At 67.8% G+C, this 17,663-nt stretch carries 15 protein-coding genes; 4 read left to right on the forward strand and 11 right to left on the reverse strand.

The features are described from left to right. Positions 1-22 precede the first annotated feature (22 nt). Positions 23-1,273 (reverse strand): cytochrome P450 family protein, encoded by a 1,251-nt coding sequence (locus F3087_RS36755; RefSeq protein WP_150406746.1) that lies wholly within the window; start codon positions 1,271-1,273, stop codon positions 23-25. 136 nt (positions 1,274-1,409) lie between these two features. Then, positions 1,410-3,929, reverse strand: a complete 2,520-nt coding sequence (locus tag F3087_RS36760) for an ATP-binding protein (RefSeq protein WP_191094326.1) — start codon at positions 3,927-3,929, stop codon at positions 1,410-1,412. Between the two features lie 348 nt (positions 3,930-4,277). On the opposite strand from F3087_RS36760, the gene F3087_RS36765 reads away from it, so the two are divergent. Beyond that, positions 4,278-6,464, forward strand: a complete 2,187-nt coding sequence (locus tag F3087_RS36765) for a linalool dehydratase/isomerase domain-containing protein (RefSeq protein WP_150406748.1) — start codon at positions 4,278-4,280, stop codon at positions 6,462-6,464. Here the strand turns inward: F3087_RS36765 and F3087_RS36770 are convergent. Both F3087_RS36770 and F3087_RS36775 read right to left on the reverse strand, forming a co-directional pair. Beyond that, the gene (locus tag F3087_RS36770; protein ID WP_150406749.1) at positions 6,360-7,352 is read right to left on the reverse strand and encodes an EamA family transporter; all 993 of its coding nucleotides are present in this window, start codon (positions 7,350-7,352) and stop codon (positions 6,360-6,362) included. The genes F3087_RS36765 and F3087_RS36770 overlap by 105 nt on opposite strands. Positions 7,353-7,599: 247 nt before the next feature. Further along, positions 7,600-7,830 carry a hypothetical protein gene (locus F3087_RS36775; protein WP_191094327.1) on the reverse strand — a complete coding sequence of 77 codons (231 nt, stop codon included), beginning with the start codon at positions 7,828-7,830 and terminating at the stop codon, positions 7,600-7,602. 139 nt (positions 7,831-7,969) lie between these two features. Between F3087_RS36775 and F3087_RS36780 the strand changes: the two genes are divergently transcribed. Beyond that, a complete protein-coding gene (locus tag F3087_RS36780; RefSeq protein ID WP_150406750.1) occupies positions 7,970-8,863 on the forward strand; it encodes a LysR family transcriptional regulator in 894 nt (297 codons plus the stop codon). Between the two features lie 22 nt (positions 8,864-8,885). Here F3087_RS36780 and F3087_RS36785 read toward each other — a convergent pair whose 3' ends face one another. The 5 genes from F3087_RS36785 to F3087_RS36805 form a co-directional block, all read right to left on the reverse strand. Beyond that, positions 8,886-10,052, reverse strand: a complete 1,167-nt coding sequence (locus tag F3087_RS36785) for an oxygenase MpaB family protein (RefSeq protein ID WP_150406751.1) — start codon at positions 10,050-10,052, stop codon at positions 8,886-8,888. Positions 10,053-10,077: 25 nt separating this feature from the next. Continuing rightward, entirely contained in the window at positions 10,078-11,121 is a 1,044-nt protein-coding gene (locus tag F3087_RS36790) for a polyprenyl synthetase family protein (protein ID WP_150406752.1), read from the reverse strand. Next, positions 11,111-11,392, reverse strand: coding sequence for a polyprenyl synthetase (locus tag F3087_RS36795; RefSeq protein WP_150406753.1), 282 nt, complete (start codon positions 11,390-11,392; stop codon positions 11,111-11,113). The genes F3087_RS36790 and F3087_RS36795 overlap by 11 nt, the downstream gene beginning before the upstream one ends. Positions 11,393-11,558: 166 nt before the next feature. After that, entirely contained in the window at positions 11,559-12,797 is a 1,239-nt protein-coding gene (locus F3087_RS36800; protein WP_150406754.1) for an RNA polymerase sigma factor, read from the reverse strand. Then, positions 12,794-13,186: a YciI family protein gene (locus F3087_RS36805; protein ID WP_150406755.1), complete on the reverse strand. Its 393-nt coding sequence runs from the start codon at positions 13,184-13,186 to the stop codon at positions 12,794-12,796. The genes F3087_RS36800 and F3087_RS36805 overlap by 4 nt, the downstream gene beginning before the upstream one ends. Before the next feature lie 397 nt (positions 13,187-13,583). Between F3087_RS36805 and F3087_RS36810 the strand changes: the two genes are divergently transcribed. Next, positions 13,584-14,525: an SDR family NAD(P)-dependent oxidoreductase gene (locus F3087_RS36810; protein ID WP_150406756.1), complete on the forward strand. Its 942-nt coding sequence runs from the start codon at positions 13,584-13,586 to the stop codon at positions 14,523-14,525. Between the two features lie 12 nt (positions 14,526-14,537). Here F3087_RS36810 and F3087_RS36815 read toward each other — a convergent pair whose 3' ends face one another. Next, positions 14,538-15,086 (reverse strand): TetR/AcrR family transcriptional regulator, encoded by a 549-nt coding sequence (locus F3087_RS36815; RefSeq protein ID WP_223885627.1) that lies wholly within the window; start codon positions 15,084-15,086, stop codon positions 14,538-14,540. Positions 15,087-15,237: 151 nt separating this feature from the next. On the opposite strand from F3087_RS36815, the gene F3087_RS36820 reads away from it, so the two are divergent. Continuing rightward, positions 15,238-16,920 (forward strand): ABC-F family ATP-binding cassette domain-containing protein, encoded by a 1,683-nt coding sequence (locus tag F3087_RS36820; protein WP_150406758.1) that lies wholly within the window; start codon positions 15,238-15,240, stop codon positions 16,918-16,920. 16 nt (positions 16,921-16,936) lie between these two features. Here F3087_RS36820 and F3087_RS36825 read toward each other — a convergent pair whose 3' ends face one another. Then, a complete protein-coding gene (locus tag F3087_RS36825) occupies positions 16,937-17,503 on the reverse strand; it encodes a dihydrofolate reductase family protein (RefSeq protein WP_150406759.1) in 567 nt (188 codons plus the stop codon). Between the last annotated feature and the right edge of the window lie 160 nt (positions 17,504-17,663).

Consider the following 17,663-nt stretch of genomic DNA (forward strand, 5'->3'; position numbering starts at 1 on the left):
CGCGTGGGCATCATCACCGCAACTAATCGTCGGCGAAGACCGGCGGGAACGTCACCGGCAAGGTGGCCAGCGCACGGTGAAAAGGCCCCGGCCGCCAGACCAATTGGGCTGCGGGGACGGATAGTTCGAGGTCGGGTAGGACATCCAGTAGCTGGTCCACCGCCTCCTGGGCGACCAGGTAGGCGGCGGAGCGGGCCGGGCAGGCGTGCGGGCCTGCGCTCCAGGCCAGGTGGGAGCGGTTGCCGGTGCGGTCGTCGGCGCGGATCGCGGGGTCGTTGTTGGCGGCGGACATGCTGATCACGACCGGCTGGTGGGCGGGCAGCCACACCTCGTCGATCAGGACGGGCTGGCGCGGGTAGGTGATGCAGAAGTTGGCCATCGGCGGGTCGGTGAACAGCACCTCGTCGAGCGCGTCGCGGGTGGACAGGCTGCCGCCGAGCAGATCGCCGCCGAACCGGTCGTCGTCGAGGATGAGCAGCAGGGCGTTGAGGATGAGGTTTTGCAGCGGTTCGATTCCGGCGCCGTAGAGCACCACCAGCTGGTGGACCAGTTCCAGATCGTCGAGACCCACCTGATGGGTGAGCAGGCGGGTGGTGACGTCCTCGCCCGGCGCGGCCCGCTTGTGCTCGACCAGGTCCATCAGCGCCGCGGTGAGCAGCTGATTGCCCTCGGCCGCATTGTCGCCCTCGAAGATCGCGACCATGCCGCGGGCGATCCGCTCGCCGATGTCGGCCGGGCAGCCGAGCATGCCGTTGACCACCCCGAACGCCAGCGGCTGCGCGAATTCACGCACCAGGTCGGCTTTTCCGGCCCGGCGGAATCGGCCGATCAGCGCCGTGGCCAGATCGGTGACGGTGCTGCGCAGTTCGCTCAGATCGATGCCGTTGATGGCCGCGGTGTTCGCCAGCCGATACCGCGCGTGCTCGGCTCCGGCGCTGCGCAACGCATTCGGCCGCCACTCGAGCAGCGGCAGCACGGCGGAATCGGCCGGAACGGAGTGCTGCCAGTGGCGGGGATCGGCCGGAAAATGCTCCGGGTCGTGCAGGATGCGCAAGGCGGTGTGATAGCCGATCACCAGCGTGGCGGGCACCTCCGGCGCGAGTTCCACCGGCGCGAGCGAGCCGTATTCGGCGCGCATCGCGGCGTAGGCCCGGTGCGGGTCGGCCGCGAATTCGGGGCGGTGCAAGGGAACTCGATCGCCGGCCGGACACACCGGCGATCCGTGGTGCGGTGACGATCGCGGCGCGTGGGCACTGGTTGATGGCGTGGTCACAGTCCGGGCCTTCCGGCGAGGAAACGTAGGCGGGGAACGCACAGCGGACGAACCGCTGCCCAGCGACCATGCCGGGCGTGACCGGTGACGGCATCGGCATACGCATCGGTACCTCACCTACGCACCGCAATTGGCGTTACGTTCCGCGACGCCCCGGCTGACGACCCGGCGCGCGCATGGATTCCGCGCGCATCCGATCACGCAGCGGACGCGGCGCCAGCTCGCCGATCTCCGCGCGGGAACCGATCGCCAGCTTCTGCAACACGGACGCGACCTGCGCGTCGACGGTTCGCGTCGAAATGCCCCGGCGGACCGCGATCGCGCTGTTGGTCCAGCCCGCCGCGGCCAGGATCGCGACTTCCCCTTCGGCGGGCGAGAGCGACGTCCACACGTCCTCCGCTCTGGGCCGATACAGCGACAGCGAGCCGAGGGCGAACGATTGCAGTTCGCCGCGCTCCGGCCGGAGCCCGAGCCCCTGCTTTTCGGCTGCCGCGTAAGCGGTTTCGCCGAGTACCACGCGCGCTGCGGTGACCGCCTTCACCGTCTCCGCCGAGAACGGTCCCAGCCTGCTGACGTCCATATTCGTCTCGGCGAGAAGCACTTTCGTGCCACCGGCGAGCTGCGCGATCTCCGTGGCCGCGGCGACCAAGCGCGGCCGGTCCGCCTTGGCCTGCTGGGCCTGCTCGATGAGTCGCGCCAGCGCCCAGGTCCGGAACTGCACCGCCCACAGCTCGCCCCACCGGTCTCGAATCTTGGTCAGGTGGGTCAGCGCCGAACGGCCGAGCGTCAGTGCCTCGCTCGATTGATCGGCGCGGACGAGCGCGACGGTCCGGGCTAGTCGGGCCCACGAGTGCACCCAGGAGGCGCCCGATCCCTCCACCCGCGCAAGGAAACTCGCGGTCATCGCGTCGGCTTGCTCGACGGTGCCGAGCAGACCGGACGCGAGCGCGCCGAAGAGTTCGGCCATCACCGAACCGCCGACATCGTTGTCCCGGCGGTACTTCTCCGCGGCCCGGCTCAACACGATGATCGAGCGCGGGTCGCTGCGGGCGATCAAAAGCTCGACGCCCCAGGCGAACTCGACGGCCGCGGTCAGGCCCAGATCGGTGTCCGCCGAAGCACGCCAATCGTCCAGGTCCGCGCCCTCGCCGAGGCACGTCCGCACGCATTCGTCGAGCATCGCCTCGGCTTCCGCGAGCGTCCCTTGACACAGCGCGATCCACACCACCAAAGCTGTTGTCTCGAGCTGATTCCCGGTCGGCTCGGGCGCGAGCAGCCGGGTCGCCTGCAGCGTCCTGGCGGACCAGAGCCGGATCTCGCGGAACGAGCAACCGAGGAACGGCAACCGGATCGCCAGCAGACCGCGGCAGATGTCGAGGCCGACGGCGGCCTGCCCCGGCTCGGCCAGGCTGCGGTCGATCGCCGTCAGGATGTTGTCCCACGCCGCACGCGCCCAGTCGAGGTACTGCAATTCGGCCGCGCCGAACCAATTCGTCGCCGCGTCGACCACCTTGTCGCGGTAGTACTGGCGATGTCTGCGTTCCAGTCGCGCCCGTTCGTCCAGCCCGTCCCGCGACCGCAGTTCGAGTCGTTGCTGCGCGAACACGCGGATGCTCTCCAGCAGCGAATACCGGACCGTGGTCGCCGTGAGGTGTGCCGAGACCAGCGATTGATCCACCAGGCGATCGAGCAGATCCGGAATCGCGCTGCGGGGCAACCGAATCGGCCCGTCACCAGCCGGATCGGAGCAGACGAACTCGATCGCCTCCCGCTCGGCCCCGACATCGAGCGCCGCGCCGTCCGGGACATCCTCTGGATTGATGTCGTAACCGGCCGCGAACACCGCCATCCGCTCGAACAGGATCCGCTCCTGCTCATCGCACAGCTCGTAGGACCACGAGATGACGTCGCGCACCCCGCGATGCCGCGCGTCCGCGCCCACCCTGGGACCGTCCGACCAGCGCAACCGCTGGTCATCGGGCGCCTCGCCACTGAGTTCGCGCAGAATCATCGGCAGCGGCTCGCGCACCAAACGGGCCGCGGCGAGCCGGATGAACAACGGATGGTTGTTCACGTGGCGGCAGATCTCCGCCATGATCTCCGCCTGATCCGGATGGATGACCGATCGGCCGATCAGCTCCGACCGCTGCTGGAACAGCGCGATACCGTGCTCGCGGGACAACGGCGGCACCGGAACCCGGTGCTCGTCGATCCAGCCGATCGCCTCCCGGCTCGTCGCGACGATGGTCAGGTTCGGCAATTCGGCGGTCAGCTGGTTGACCACGGTGCCGACACCGTCGAGCACATGCTCGCAGTTGTCCAGCACCAGCACCACCTGTTCGCCGGGGCCGGCCAGGGCATCGACGATCGCCTCCCACGCCGAGCGACCGGAGAAGTCGATCTCCAGCACCGCGTGCGCGATCTCCTCCGCGACCGCGGTCGCGTCGGCGCCGGCGGCAAGGCGGGCCAGCCTGGCCCAATGCGCCTCGACGCCCGTGCTGCGCTGAAACCGGGCGACAGCCTCCGAGGCCAGCCGGGTTTTGCCGATTCCGCCTGGCCCCAGCAGGGTGACCAAGCGTGGTGTGCACAGCAGCAATGTGATGATCTGGTCCAGTTCCGGCTGTCTTCCGACGAACGCATCCGGAGCGGAACGCATGCCGGGCCCCTCGGAGCGGTCTCGAGCACCCATGGCCAGGGACCTTAGCCTGCCTACGTACCTATCCGCCTACTGATGCGTGAATGCGACCCGGCAGCCAACCTCGAACCAGCGGTCCGGTTCTCGCCGCGACTTCGCGGTGCCGCCAGAGGGATGAGGAGAAGTCGGCATGTTGTGCTGCGCGTTGCTCTCCGGGTTGGTGCTGGTCGTCGGGCCGCGCCTGGCGATAGTGCTCAGACGGGGGCGTCGTCCTGATGATCCGGCGACACGACAGCGGCCGGCCGAAACTTCGGCCTACCCCGAGTTGCTCGACGCCCGCCTCGAACCCGCGTTGCATCGGAAAGCACTGTGACCCTGGATATCTCGACCACGCCGAGTGCCGCGCGCCGGGTGCGCGGGCCGATCACCAGCCGAGCTTGGCGTCGGACATTGGCGGTGTCGCTGTCGGGGTGGGTGGTGCTCGCGGTCGGGCCGTCGCTGCTCGAGCTGTCCGCGCCGTGGCGGGCGTTCGCGGCCGGGCTGGCGGTTCCCGGGGCCGGGTTGCTGTATGCGATGCCGGCGCCGCACCACCATCATGTCGGTGGCGCCGGCTTCACCGCTGTGCACGTCGTCGTGCTGGCCATGGTGATCGTGGCGCTCGGTTGGGCGCTGCGGGATCGTCGTGTCGTCGCGTCCGTGGTGGTGGTTGCCGCGGTGGCTGCCGTCGGCTGGACCACGCTGAGTGCACCGGTCGCACTTGTCGCGGCCGCGCATATCGCCGGATTTCTCCTCGTCGCGGCGGCGACCGGGTGGGCGTTCATGTTCCGTGCCATCGCCCGTTCGGACCATGTCACAGTCCCGGCCATCGTCGTCGGCGCGGCGACGGCCGGCGCTCTGCTGACGAATTCGCATGGCGCCCAATCTTTTCCGCTGGCCTGGGTATCGTGGGCCGCGCCTGCCCTCGCTATCGGGGTGACGCTCGGCATCGTGCTGCGCGAACAGCTGCGACACCGCAGCGCCCAGCGCGTCGGGCAAGAACGGGAACGCTATCTCGAACAGCGCCGCGCGACGTTGCACTGCCCGATCCTCACCGCTCCCATCCCCCTCAGACGTCAGGCCTTGCCGCTGGTCAGCGAAGCGAGCCCCGATCAGCTTCGGCTGCACCGGCATCTGACCAGGCTGGCCCTGCAACCGGTGGACAGCTGGACGGGTTTCGACCGCGAGGGCCCAGGTCCGTTGCAGCAGTATCGATATCAACTCAACGCGGTCGGCTGGGGACTGTCGATGTTCGGCTATGCCCACACCCCGGCCTATTGGGGTGCTCCGCACCAAGCGCAACTGAACCTCTTCACACGCATGCAGGACGCACAGGTCTGGGGTTATTGGTATCAGCAGAACCTGTTGGGCAACTGGGACTTTCGGCATCGGCGCGCCGACCCGATCGACGTGCCGCAGAACATCATGTTCACCGGATACCTCAACCTCCAGCTCGCCATGTTCCGGCAGGCGACCGGTGACGCCAGGTTCGATCAGCCGAGATCGTTGCGGTTCCAGCGATCGCCGGAGCAGATCTACACCTACGACCACCCTGCGATCAACGACATCGTGCTGCGGAACTTCGGCACCGACCTGTGTCTGTGGGCGTGCGAGCCGGTGCCGGTCGGCCGGGGTCGCCGAAACGGTCTGGTATTTCCCTACTGCAATGCCGTCGCGACCGCCGGTGTCGCCGTGCTCGACGCGTTGAACGGAACCCGGCATGCCGTCGACATCGCGGCCCGGCTGCGGGATCGGCTGGACACCGAGTTCACCGCGGGCGACGGTGACATCATCGCGTTCCTCGTCTCCGGCCTCGGACTGTCCGCCCGCGCCTTCCGCGGTCCCGCCTCGACGGCCGCGATCGCCGGGTTCGTCAGCCCGCTACTCCCGGATCTGGCTTGGCGGGCTTGGGAAATCCTGCGCGACGAATGGCTCGACAGCGGCCGATACCTGGTCCCGGCCTCGGCCGGAAAGGAATCACCGACGGCGGGCGACTGGGGCTCCGGCGCGCCGACCAACGCCGAACCCCTCGCCGCGGCACTGCTGCTCGCGCAGGAATGCGGCGAGACCGAGTGGTGGGACACCTTGTGGACGGAGGCGACCCGGCAATTGCAGTTCTCCCCCGATCAGCCGCAGCCGGGCGTGTGGGCGTTCGAACGAGCGTCCGTGCACGCCAACGGCATGCTGGGGTTGGGTGGGCTGGGCCGCGCGCACGCGTTGACCGACATGATGACGGTGCCGAGGCCGCAACAGTGGGCGCGCGGCCCGCGCATTCGGGCCGTGCCCTATCCCGCGGTGCTGGTCGCCAAGGCGGTCACCGACGGTGCGGGCCTGGACGCGGTCCTTCGCGCGGGACTCCAGCCGCAACGGTGCACGGTTCGGCTGGATCAGCTTGCGCCACACCGTGATTACCAGTTACTCGGTGCGGTCGAGGCGAGTGTCCGGGCCGACGAATACGGTCGAGCGGACCTGACCGTCGACGTCGGCGAGCGCACCGTGCTCACCGTCCGTCCGAGCTGAACCACTCGCCACCCGATTCGCGCCGCCGCGTTCGAGTCCGCCGAATTGCGCGGCCAGCACCAGCAGGACCCCGGCGAATTGCAGCACGGTCAGGCTTTCGGCCGCGAACACCCAGCCCAGCGCCACCGCGACCACCGGGCCGAGCAGCATGAGCCGGGACGCGGTCGTCGGCTCGACGCCGCGGTAGAGACCGCCGAAGAACAGCGCGAACGCCAGCGCGGTCGCCGGGATCGACAACCACGCGGTCGCGGCGAGCTGGCTGAGCGTCAGGCTCGGCGGTCCGCCCTCGAACACGCCGGCCAGCGGCACCAGAATCAGTCCACCGGCGAGCATCTGCCAGGCGACCGCGCTCAGCGGGTGCGCCGACGGCGGCACTCCCCAGCGCCGGGTGAGCACCATGCCGGTGGCCGAGAGCAGGGCGAGGGCGGCGGCCGCCACGATGCCGGTCGTGTCCGTCCATATCCCGCCGCGCAGCACGAGCAGCCCGACGCCGATCAAACCGAGTACCGGCGCGGTGAACTGTCTTGCGCCGAGCCGCCGGCCGAACGCGAGCACCACCAGCGGAACGACGACGCATTGCGCTGCGGCGATGGTCGACACCACGCCGCCGGGGAGCCGGTGCGCGGCAATGGCCTGACAACCGAAGAAGGCGGCGAAGTTCAGCACACCGAGGATGACCATCCGTAGCCACCACACGCCGTGCGGCAGCGCGGGACGGAAGGCGATCAATACCGAACCGGCCGGCAATACCCGGAATACCGCGTTCCACAACGGAGTAGCGGGCAGGTGCTCGATCGCGAGAAATGCGGTGCCGAAAAGCACCGGACCTGCCGCGGTCGACAACAGCGCGCCGGAATCGGGCGAACGGAAAACACGCAGATAATCCAAGGCGAGCCCTCATCGAATTTCGCTACCAGCGGTGTTTCAACGCTCAAATGACGTGTCCAGCAGCGACGCGGCCAAAGGTACTCGCGCGCATGCCATTCGCTCAATAGGTAATTCGTCGGGCTCGATAGGTAAATAGTTAGGTAGGTCTGCAAAAGTACCTAGACGCAATCAGCGTTAAAACAACTTTGCCATAGACTCCGACGGTTGCACCACATTCGCTTTGTTGTGGACAATTGCCGATTCCACGTCAACCATGTCCGGCTGGGCGTTCGATGTCGCCACCGGACATCGATGCAACGAGGAGTCCGACACCGGCCAAGGCGAGGACCAGCGCCAGCAGGTGCAGGCCGATGAGGAGGGCGAGCGCCGCCAAGAACAGTGCTCGGCGGCCGAAGGCCCGGAGTAGACGCGCGACATCGGCAGACGACTCCTCTGCGGTCGGCAGCAGTCCGTCCGGGTTTGTGGCAGGGCGGGTCACCACGACACCTCCGTATCAACGATCTCGCGTCCTTGCGTGCGGAAACAGCACGCCAGATACCAAGATTCGCCGATCGGTCCACCTCGGCACAATGCGCAATCCACGCATGCAGCCTAAGCCAGCGACATAGGCTCACCGGGTGCACTACGACCTGGTCGACCTGCGGCTGTTTCTCGACATCGTCACGGAGGGATCCATCACGGCGGGCGCACGCCGGATGCACCTGAGCCTGCCCTCGGCCAGCGCTCGGGTGCGCGCGCTGGAAAACCAGGCGGGCCTCCCCCTGCTGATCCGCGGTCGGCGCGGCGTACGACCCACCCCCGCGGGCGCCACCTTGGCGCGTCACGCACGCGAGGTGCTGCGGCAAACGGCCCGACTCGACAGCGCCCTCGCCGGATACACGCATTCACCCGTCGCCTCGCTGACCCTGCTCGGCGGCGGCGGCGCGATGCACCGGATCATTCCGCAGGCGCTGATCTCGTTTCTGCGCGCCGAACCCGGCATCGATGTCGTTGTCGCCGAACGTCGTACACCCCGGATGGTGCGGATGCTCACCGACGGCGAGGCCGACCTCGGCGTCCTGATCGACAACGAGGCCGGCGACTGCGGACTGGAGGTCGAGCCGCTCTGCGACGGCTCGCTCGTGGTAATCGGCCAGGCCGGCGGAATCCTCACCGGGCGAACCACTTTGACCTACCGCGAGGTCGCCGAACATCCGCTGGTCGGCCTGGACACCGGTTCCTCACTGCAACAATGGATCGAGCAGAACATCGGCACCCACGGCGGCCCGCATTCGCGCTACCGCACCCGCGTCGCGAACCTGACCACGGTGATCACCCTGGTGGCCGCAGGCGTCGGTCTGGCCATCGTGCCCCGCAATGCGGTGATCGCCGACGAATCCGTTGCGGTATGCGAACTTTCGGACCCCTGGTCACGCCGCCACCACCTGCTGGCCTGGGGCGCCGAAGCCAAAGCCTCATCACCCGCCCTCACCGCCCTCGCCCACCACATCCGCCAGGCTGCCGCCGACTGACCGGACCAGCGCGGGAGATCGGCTACGCGAGCGCGGCTGTGGGTTCCGGTGGGATCCAGCGGTGGGCGCGGGAGGCTGCGGAGGAGACGCCGAAATCGGGTTTGAGTTCTTCCGGGATGGCGTATTGCATGACGCGGCCGCGGGTGAGCGAGCTGAGCTCGAACCAGGTGGTGAGGTGGCCTAGGCGGTCCAGGGCCCACTCGCCCAAAGGTGAACTGTCCTCGATGGTTTCGAGTACGCCGAGCAGAGCCGGGGCGGCTTTGACGGCGGTGTCCCAAGCGGTGCGCGGCACCGCTAGCCAGTCGGCGCAGGTGTCGCCGATGAGGTAGCGGATGAGGGCGCCGACCACCGGGTCGAAGAAGGTGCCGGGGACGACCTCCTCGTAGAGGTCGATGAGCTGGCGGGTGAGATTCACTCCTTCCGCGCTCGGCCCCATGTGGCGAGTCAGGTAGTTGTCGAGGAATTCGCGCGCGGAGGTCAGGTCCGTCGGGGCGTGTGCCTGGTCGACGCCGAGCATCGCGCCGACCACCCGCCAGGCGTAGAAGTAGGCCTCGGCGCCGTCCACGCTCATGTGGATGTTCAACCGGTGCAGGCTGTCGAGAACCAGCATGGAGAACAGCATCTGGCCGCCGATCATGTCCTCCTGGCAGATCGGCGTCCCCCATTCGGCTGTGTCCCAGCGGTTTTCCCGGGAGAGGTGGTGGCGGATGGCGGCGTGCAGCAACCGCACCTTCTGCACGGCGGGCACGAAACGGCTCCCGGCCTCGAAGGCGTCGGGCTGCATGAGATACACGGTGAACTGTCCGGTCTCGGCCATGCGTTTGGACGGATACTCCAGGGAATGGGTGGCGGACAGCAGTTTCGCCACCGGCGGCACGACGTAACACGCGGGCATGGCGGCGAAGGACAGCGCGGTGGAGATGTGCACGTTGTTGTCGATGAAGAACAGCCTGGCCTTCTCCATCTCGTCCCAGTCCACCCAGGCGGGCGGGGCGGCGGTCGTGTGCAGATACTCGCGGGCGACCTCGGGCAGGTCGTCGGGCAGCGGCGAACCGGCGGTGGATACGTAACGCATCAGGGTGTTGAACTTGCCCACCTCCCCGCGTTCGAACAATGTGGCCACGGTGGCATCGGCGAGTTCGTCACCGTGCAGTCGCAGCGCGTCCATCGACTCTTGCGTATAGCTCATCGAAACTCCTTGCCTCGGTGGCGAATCAGTAGCGACGCGTGGTGGCCGCGTGGGCCAGCTCGGTCAGCGCGCGAGCGGCGGGCGCGGGCACGTCGGCCAGGGCGTCCGTGGCTTCCTCGACCCGGGCGGTGATCATCTGCTCGATCCGGTCGGGCGCGCCGACCTCGGTCATCAGGTCACGCAATTCGCACAGGTCCGCATCGTCGGGTTCGGCGAGGTCGAGTAGCCGGATCAGCCGTGCCCGCTGCAAACTGTCGACGGTTCGCCAGGTTTCGGCGAGCAGGGCGGTGGGGCGGCGGGCCCGGAAATCGTCGAGATTCGCCTTGCCCGTGTGGGCTCGGTCGCCGAAGAGGCCGAGCAGGTCGTCACGGAGCTGGAATGCCTCGCCCAACGGTAAGCCGTACGCGGAGAACGCTTTCCGCAACCGGCCATCCGCACCGCCCAGCGCGCCGCCGATGAGCAAGGGTTGTTCGACGGTGTACTTGGCCGTCTTGTAGCGCACCACCTTCAACGACTCGTGCACATCGGGAACCGCTCCGGTGCACAGTATTTCGAGACACTCGCCGGCGATCAGCTCCCGGGCCAGCACCGCCCACAGCGGTCGGGCCCGGGACAGGTAGGCCGCGGGCAGTCCGCTGGTCACGAACAGTTGACCGGCCAGCGCCATCAGCAGATCCCCGACCAACATGGCCAGAGCCTTACCGGTCTGCTCGAACTCGCGTGCGCGCAATGCATGCAAAGCGGTTTGGGCGGTAGGCAATCCGTGCCGCAGCGGGCTGTCGTCGATGATGTCGTCGTGCACGCTCGCCGCCGCGTGCACCAATTCCAGTGCCGCCGCGGCGCGGACGAAGGCGTCGCTGTCCGGTTGTCCGGAAGCGCGCCAACCCCAATAGCAGAAGGCCGCCCGTAACCGCTTCCCCTGCCCGCTGGCCAGCACGAGCTGATCGGCCACCGGACGTAGTCGCGGGTCGATGTCGAGCAGTTGGTCGCGTTCCCGTCCGACGAACTCCTCGAGGATGCCGTCGACGCGAGCCTTGAAAGCGCAGGCGTCGTACCGCTCAGTCCGCACCGGAACCGGACTTACGCGCGACGACCCGCTGCGCGAGGAGTTCCATGTGCGCCTGCGGCACAAGCGCATTCCGGTCCAGCGCCAGCCGACCGCGGGCCTTCAGGTCGGTTTCCGCCGCGCCGGCCAGACCCGGCAGATCCGATCGGCGTAGTAGCCCGAACGCCCGATCGAGCACCGGGCCGATCCGGCTCAGCGCCAGATCCGCCAGCCCGGCGGCTAGGAGTACCGCGTCCTCGCCCCGGGTTGCCCGCTGATTCGACCTCTGCGACATGCGATCACGCTCCTGTCCCCACCGATCGACATCCGATGCCGCGACCCGGAAACGCTCGACAGGCCCGGTGCAGTCAGTGTGGCAGCGGCGGCGCGCGGACGCGCCGAAAGTTCGCAGGACAACCGGTTGTCCTCTCGAATGTCGGCCGCGCGCATGGCCTTCCGTGTTAATCCAGGTCGGTGAGGCGGCGTACCCGGTCGTTGAGGTACCGCTGTTCGGGGACGCTCGCGGCGAGTTGGGCGGCCCGCCGATAGCTTTCGGTGGCGCCGGGCAGGTCGCCGATCATTTCCAGCAGGTGCGCACGCACCGCGTGAGTTCGGTGGTGGCGGCGCATAGCCGGGTTGTCGAGCAAGGGTGCGATCAGGTCCAGACCCTCCTTCGGGCCGACCGACATGCTGAGGGCGACGGCCCGGTTGAGCGTCACCATCGGGCCGGGCGCGACGCGGTCGAGCATGGTGTACAGGATGCTGATCTGCTGCCAGTCGGTGCTCTCCCAAGTAGGCGACTCCGCGTGCACTGCCGCGATCGCCGCGTGCAACTGGAACCGGCCGACATGGCCGCGGGGCAGGACTCGCTCCAGGATCGCGACGCCCTCCGCGATCAAGTCACTGTCCCACCGGGAGCGGTCCTGTTCGGCCAGCGGGACCAGATTGCCGTTCGAGGTGCGCGTCGCCGCGCGCGAGTGGGTGAGCAGCATCAGCGCGAGCGCACCCGCTACCTCGTCGTGATCCGTTATCGCACAATGCAATTGGCGGGTCAGCCGGATCGCCTCGCCGGTCAGGCTCCAATCCACCAGCGCGCCACCGGCAGAGCGGGTATGCCCCTCGGTGAACAGCAGGTGGCACACGTCGAGGACGGATGCGATGCGCGCGGGCAGTTCCGCTCGGCTCGGTAGCTCGAATGCCGCGCCGGCCGCCCGCAAGGTCGACCGGGCCCGGGTCAGCCGTTGCGTCATGGTGCGTGGCGGAACGAGGTAGGCGGCGGCGATCTGGTCGGTGCTCAGGCCACCGACGGCGTGCAAGGTCAACGCGACCTGAGAGGGGCGACTCAGACTCGGGTGGCAGCACAGCACGAACATCTGCAACATGTCGTCGTCGGCCGTGGCCTGATCCGCCGACGGCGCGAGAGCCGAGTCGCCGGGCTCTGCGGCGGCCACCGCTTCTTCGCGCCCCGCGCGCGCCCGGTCGGCCCGCACCCGGTCGATCAGTCGCCGCGACGCCACGGTGATCAGCCACCCGCGCGGATTGGCGGGCACCCCGTCGCGCTGCCACTGGGTCGCCGCCGCCTCCGCCGCTTCCTGCGCGGCGTCCTCACAGTCGCCCAGGTCGCCGTGTCTGCGCAGCAGGGCGGCGAGGACGTGCGGCGACTCCTGCCGCCACACGTCCTCCACCACCCGGTCGCTCACTGGTCGTCGCCGCCCTGCCACATCGCGGGCCGCAGTTCGACGGTCTCCCCCGGGCCGGCGAACTGCGCGGTGATCTCCTCGGCGCGGGCGTGGCTCTCCACATCGATCAGGAAGAATCCGGCCAGATGCTCCTTGGCCTCGGAGTACGGCCCGTCGGTAACCAGCGGTTTCCCATCACCCCACCGGTACAGCCGGGACGACTCGGGGGCGCCGAGAGCCTCCCCGCCCACCAACTCACCCTTCTCCTGCATCTCACCGAGCAACTTCTCGAAATCGGAGTTCAGCCGATCCCGCTTTTCCTGTGGCATCGCCTGGACCTCGGGCAGATAGTCGCCCGTCGGATGACCCCAGGGTTGCGGGTTGGAGTGAATCAGGATCACGTACTTCATCACGACTCCTTCGCGTTCACGGATGCGCCCAGCCGACCCATCCTTACCCGAAACGTCGGAGCCGAGGCGGCGATGTCTACATCGCGGTCTCGACGATCAGTTCGTGCGAGCCGCGTATCCCGCGGGAAGTTCGAATCGACCCTTGTCACGTTCGTTGATCGACTCGACGGCCACGGCCTGATCAGCAAGACCATTGATCCGGAGGATCGTCGTCGGCGGCAGATCCAGCTCGCCGAGGCAGGGACGGGAGCGCTGCGCCCTGGCATACGCACAGCCGCCCACCTGAACGACAGCGAGTCCTCCTGCAGCGGAACAGCATCCGAGAGAGAGATGCCATGCGTTACCACGTCACGAACTCGCGTTGACTTGTTGAACACACTGACATACTTTGTTCAATATGCCTCTCACTACCGCGCTGGAGGTCGTCGTAGGTGTCGACCTGCACGGCAAAGTTTGCGTAATCACCGGCGCGTCTTCCGGATTGGGCCGGGAATCGGCGCGGGCGTTCGCTGCGGCGGGGGCGCATGTCGTGCTGGCCGCCCGGAACGCCGAAGTGCTTGCCGCGGTTCAGGTTTGGATCGATGCGGAGGTGCCCGGTGCGCGGACCACCACGGTCGCACTGGATTTGACCTCGCTGGACAGCGTGCGGGTCGCGGCGGCCACGATCGCCGAACTCGCCCCGCGGATCCATGTGCTGATGAACAACGCCGGGGTCATGTTCACGCCGTTCGGCCGGACGGTAGACGGCTTCGAAACCCAGTTCGGCACAAATCATCTCGGCCACTTCGAACTCACCCGGCTACTGGTCCCCCAGCTGGTCGCCGCGAACGGTGCGCGAGTGGTCATCCTGTCCTCCGACGGCCACCGGATCAGCGACGTCGACCTGGCCGACCTCAACTGGCACGACCGCGAATACGACAAGTTCCGGGCTTACGGCGCCTCGAAGACCGCCAACGTGCTGCACATGGTCGAGCTGGACCGGCGACTGCGTGACCGCGGCGTGCGGGCCTACGCCGTGCATCCGGGCATGGTGGCGACGTCGCTGGCCAAGCACATGACCGCCGAGGACCTCACCACGATGCGCGGCTATCTGCCGCGCCGGGCCCGGCGCGCCACCGAGCAAACCCCCGAAACCGATGCGCGCCCGAAGATCTCGACGCCCGAACAGGGCGCCGCCACCCAGGTGTGGGCGGCCGTCAGCCCGGAGCTCACCGACATCGGTTCGGTGTATCTCGCGAACTGCGAAATCCGCAGCAACGCTGCGCCGTACGCGCTGGACGAGGCCAATGCGGCTGCCCTGTGGGACGTTTCCGAGAAGCTCTGCGCTCAGGAAGGCTGACCGACCAGCGGTTCAACTACCGGCGAAACCCGCGACGATGTGCTCGGAAACGAAGCGGCGTACCGCCCGAGGGTTGTCCAGATTCACCTGCATCGGCGGCAGCAGTTCGAAGCTGAGCAGCATCCGCACGATCCACTCGCCGACGGTGGCCGGATCGACACCGTCACGGATCTCGCCGCGCTCCTTTGCCTCACGCACCAGCGGTTTCCACAAGTCCATGGACCGCGCCAGCAGATCGTCGCCACTGTTGCGCAGCAACAACAGCAGTACCGATTCGTTGCTAGTCCCCGGCGCGATCGTGTCGGCGCGTTGCCGATGCGCACAGATCAGCACCGCCGCAGCCGCCACCTGGTCGGCGAGGGTCTGGTGTTGCCGCACCTCGGTGACCAGCGCTTCGATGAACGCCGACGTCACATAGTCCAGCGCTGATTTGATCGCCGCGTCTCGATTACCGAAGGCGTTGTACACGGTGCCGCGGGACACACCGGCCGCCTCGGCGACCGCGGTGAGATTGAACTGCCTGGGACCCAACCGCTGCAACGTCGCCGTAGTAGCGCGCATAAGCGCAGGTGACACCGTCCGACCCGACTGGCCCACCGCCTCGCCCATTTTCACGACTCTATCGATAGCAGTTGAATCGGAGCAACTCGTCGCGGGCTCCGCGGAAACCGAGTTGCCAGGGGCCGCGTCGGTGGGGTTGGCTGGAAGTCCCATGGCGCACATAGATATCGCGGATCTCGACTACTTCCTCCCGGACGGGCGACAGCTGCTCGACGGGGTCGGCTTCCGGATCGGCGAGGGGGTCAAGGCGGCGCTGATCGGGCCGAACGGCACCGGGAAGACGACATTGCTCGGGCTCATCGCCGGCGATCTCACGCCCGATGGCGGCTCGGTGACCCGGTCCGGGAGTCTGGGTGTGATGCGGCAGTTCGTCGGGCAGGTCGACGACGAGACCACCGTGCGTGACCTGCTGATCGGGGTGGCCGCGCCCGCGGTTCGTGCGGCCGCGATCGCACTCGACGCGGCCGAGAACGCGTTGATCGAGCAGGACGAGCAGTCGACTCAGCTCGCGTACGCGCACGCGCTGACGGACTGGGTCGACGTCGGCGGATACGACGCCGAAACGTTCTGGGATCGGGTGACGACGGCCGCCCTCGGCGTTCCGTTCGACAAAGCCAAGTGGCGGTCGGTGCGCACGCTCAGCGGCGGCGAGCAGAAGCGGGTCGTGCTGGAGGCGTTGTTCGCCGGGCCGGACGAGTTGCTGCTGCTCGACGAGCCGGACAACTATCTGGACGTGCCCGGCAAACAGTGGCTGGAGCGGACGATCGCCGAGTCGGACAAGTCGGTGCTGTTCGTCAGTCACGATCGCGAGCTGATCGCGAACGCGGCCACCCGGATCGTCACCCTCGAACCCGGGGTCAGCGGCGCGACGTCCTGGATTCACGGTGGCGGCTTCGCCGGATATCAGCAGGCGCGCGAGGATCGCAATTCGCGCTTGGCCGAATTGCGCAGGCGCTGGGACGAAGACCACGCCAAGTTGCGTGCGCTGGTGCTGCGGTTGCGGGAGAAGGCCAAGTTCAACGACGGTGTCGCGGCGCGGTATCACGCCGCGCAGACCAGGTTGGCCAAGTTCGAGGCGGCCGGGCCGCCGGAGGCTATTCCGTTGCGGCAGAACGTATCCGTGCGGTTGCGCGGCGGCCGGACCGGACGGCGATCACTGGTCTGCACGCAGCTCGAACTCACCGGATTGATGCGCCCGTTCGACGCGGAGATCTGGTTCGGCGATCGCGTTGCGGTGTTGGGCGCCAACGGATCCGGCAAGTCACACTTCCTCCGGCTGCTGGCCGCGGGCGGCACCGATCCGGAGAACGAACACCGGCCGATCCAGGACATCGACCTCGCGCCGGTGCCGCACACCGGCACCGCGGTGCTCGGCGCTCGAGTTCGCCCCGGTTATTTCGCGCAGACCCACTCGCGACCGGACCTGTCCGGGCGAACGCTGCTGGAGATCCTGCATCTCGGCAACGAACACCGCGACGGCATGGGCCGTGAGGCGGCCACCCGGGTGCTCGACCGCTACGGCCTGGCCCGCGCCGCCGAGCAGCGCTACGACGAACTCTCCGGCGGCCAGCAGGCCCGGCTGCAAATCCTGCTGCTCGAACTGTCCGGCGTCACCATGTTGCTGCTCGACGAGCCCACCGACAACCTCGACCTGCACTCCGCCGACGCGCTCGAGCAGGGCATCGCCGAATTCGCCGGGACCGTCGTCGCCGTCACCCACGACCGCTGGTTCGCCCGCGAATTCGACCGATTCCTGGTCTTCGGTTCCGACGGCACCGTCTACGAACGCGATACTCCGGTTTGGGACGAGACGCGGGTAAATCGCACGCGCTGAAGGCTTTTCGGGGCGCCTACTTCTTGACCTCGTAGCGCAGCAGCGCCAGGCCGTTGTCGAATGCGGTGGCCTCGGCCAGTTTCAGCTCGCGCGGGTCCTCGAAAACGCGGGCACCCTTGCCGCGGGCGACCGGGCACACGCGCATCTGGACTTCGTCGACCAGGCCTGCGTCGAACAGAGAGCGCACGAGGGTCAAGCTCCCCCACACCCAGATGTCCTTGCCGCTCTGCTGCTTCAGCTCACGAATGGTGGCAGCCGGGTCGCGAGTGACGGTCGCGGCCGGAAAGTCGCCCCAGGGAGCATCCTCGAGCGTCGTCGACGCGACGAACTTGGTCAGCCCGTTGACCTTCTCGCCATACTCGCCCTGATCCTTGGCATAGGGCCAGTAGTCCTTGGACTGGGCATAGGTGTTCGCACCGATAATCATCGTGTCGACCGAATCGATGAACCCCATCACACTCGCCTGATACACCTGATCCGACTTCTCGGAGAACGGCTCCGCCGTGACGAAACTGAGCCCGCCATCCTCCTCCGCAACAATATTGTCGACGGTCACCCACTGCTGGACGATGAGCTTGCGCATAGCGGTCTTCCTCCTCAGTCGCGCGGCCCATTCTGGCCGCTCTACCCCTAGGACGGAGCCGCCCACACGTTCTCGACATCCAGACCCAAATTAATTTCAGCCGGAGTTGTACTGCTTGATGGACATAGTCCCTCCTTCGTCGCGGCGCTGGTTCAGCTAC

The sequence above is a fragment of the Nocardia colli genome, assembly GCF_008704205.1.
GTDB classification, from domain to species: Bacteria; Actinomycetota; Actinomycetes; order Mycobacteriales; family Mycobacteriaceae; genus Nocardia; species Nocardia colli.

Bases quoted from the DNA above. Each gene is read 5' to 3' on its own strand.
- F3087_RS36810 (WP_150406756.1), top strand. From the start codon at position 13,584: ATGCCTCTCACTACCGCGCTGGAGGTCGTCGTAGGTGTCGACCTGCAC.
- F3087_RS36825 (WP_150406759.1), bottom strand. From the start codon at position 17,503: ATGCGCAAGCTCATCGTCCAGCAGTGGGTGACCGTCGACAATATTGTT.
- F3087_RS36785 (WP_150406751.1), bottom strand. From the start codon at position 10,052: ATGAGCTATACGCAAGAGTCGATGGACGCGCTGCGACTGCACGGTGAC.
- F3087_RS36795 (WP_150406753.1), bottom strand. From the start codon at position 11,392: ATGTCGCAGAGGTCGAATCAGCGGGCAACCCGGGGCGAGGACGCGGTA.
- F3087_RS36815 (WP_223885627.1), bottom strand. From the start codon at position 15,086: ATGCGCGCTACTACGGCGACGTTGCAGCGGTTGGGTCCCAGGCAGTTC.
- F3087_RS36760 (WP_191094326.1), bottom strand. From the start codon at position 3,929: ATGCGTTCCGCTCCGGATGCGTTCGTCGGAAGACAGCCGGAACTGGAC.
- F3087_RS36805 (WP_150406755.1), bottom strand. From the start codon at position 13,186: ATGAAGTACGTGATCCTGATTCACTCCAACCCGCAACCCTGGGGTCAT.
- F3087_RS36820 (WP_150406758.1), top strand. From the start codon at position 15,238: ATGGCGCACATAGATATCGCGGATCTCGACTACTTCCTCCCGGACGGG.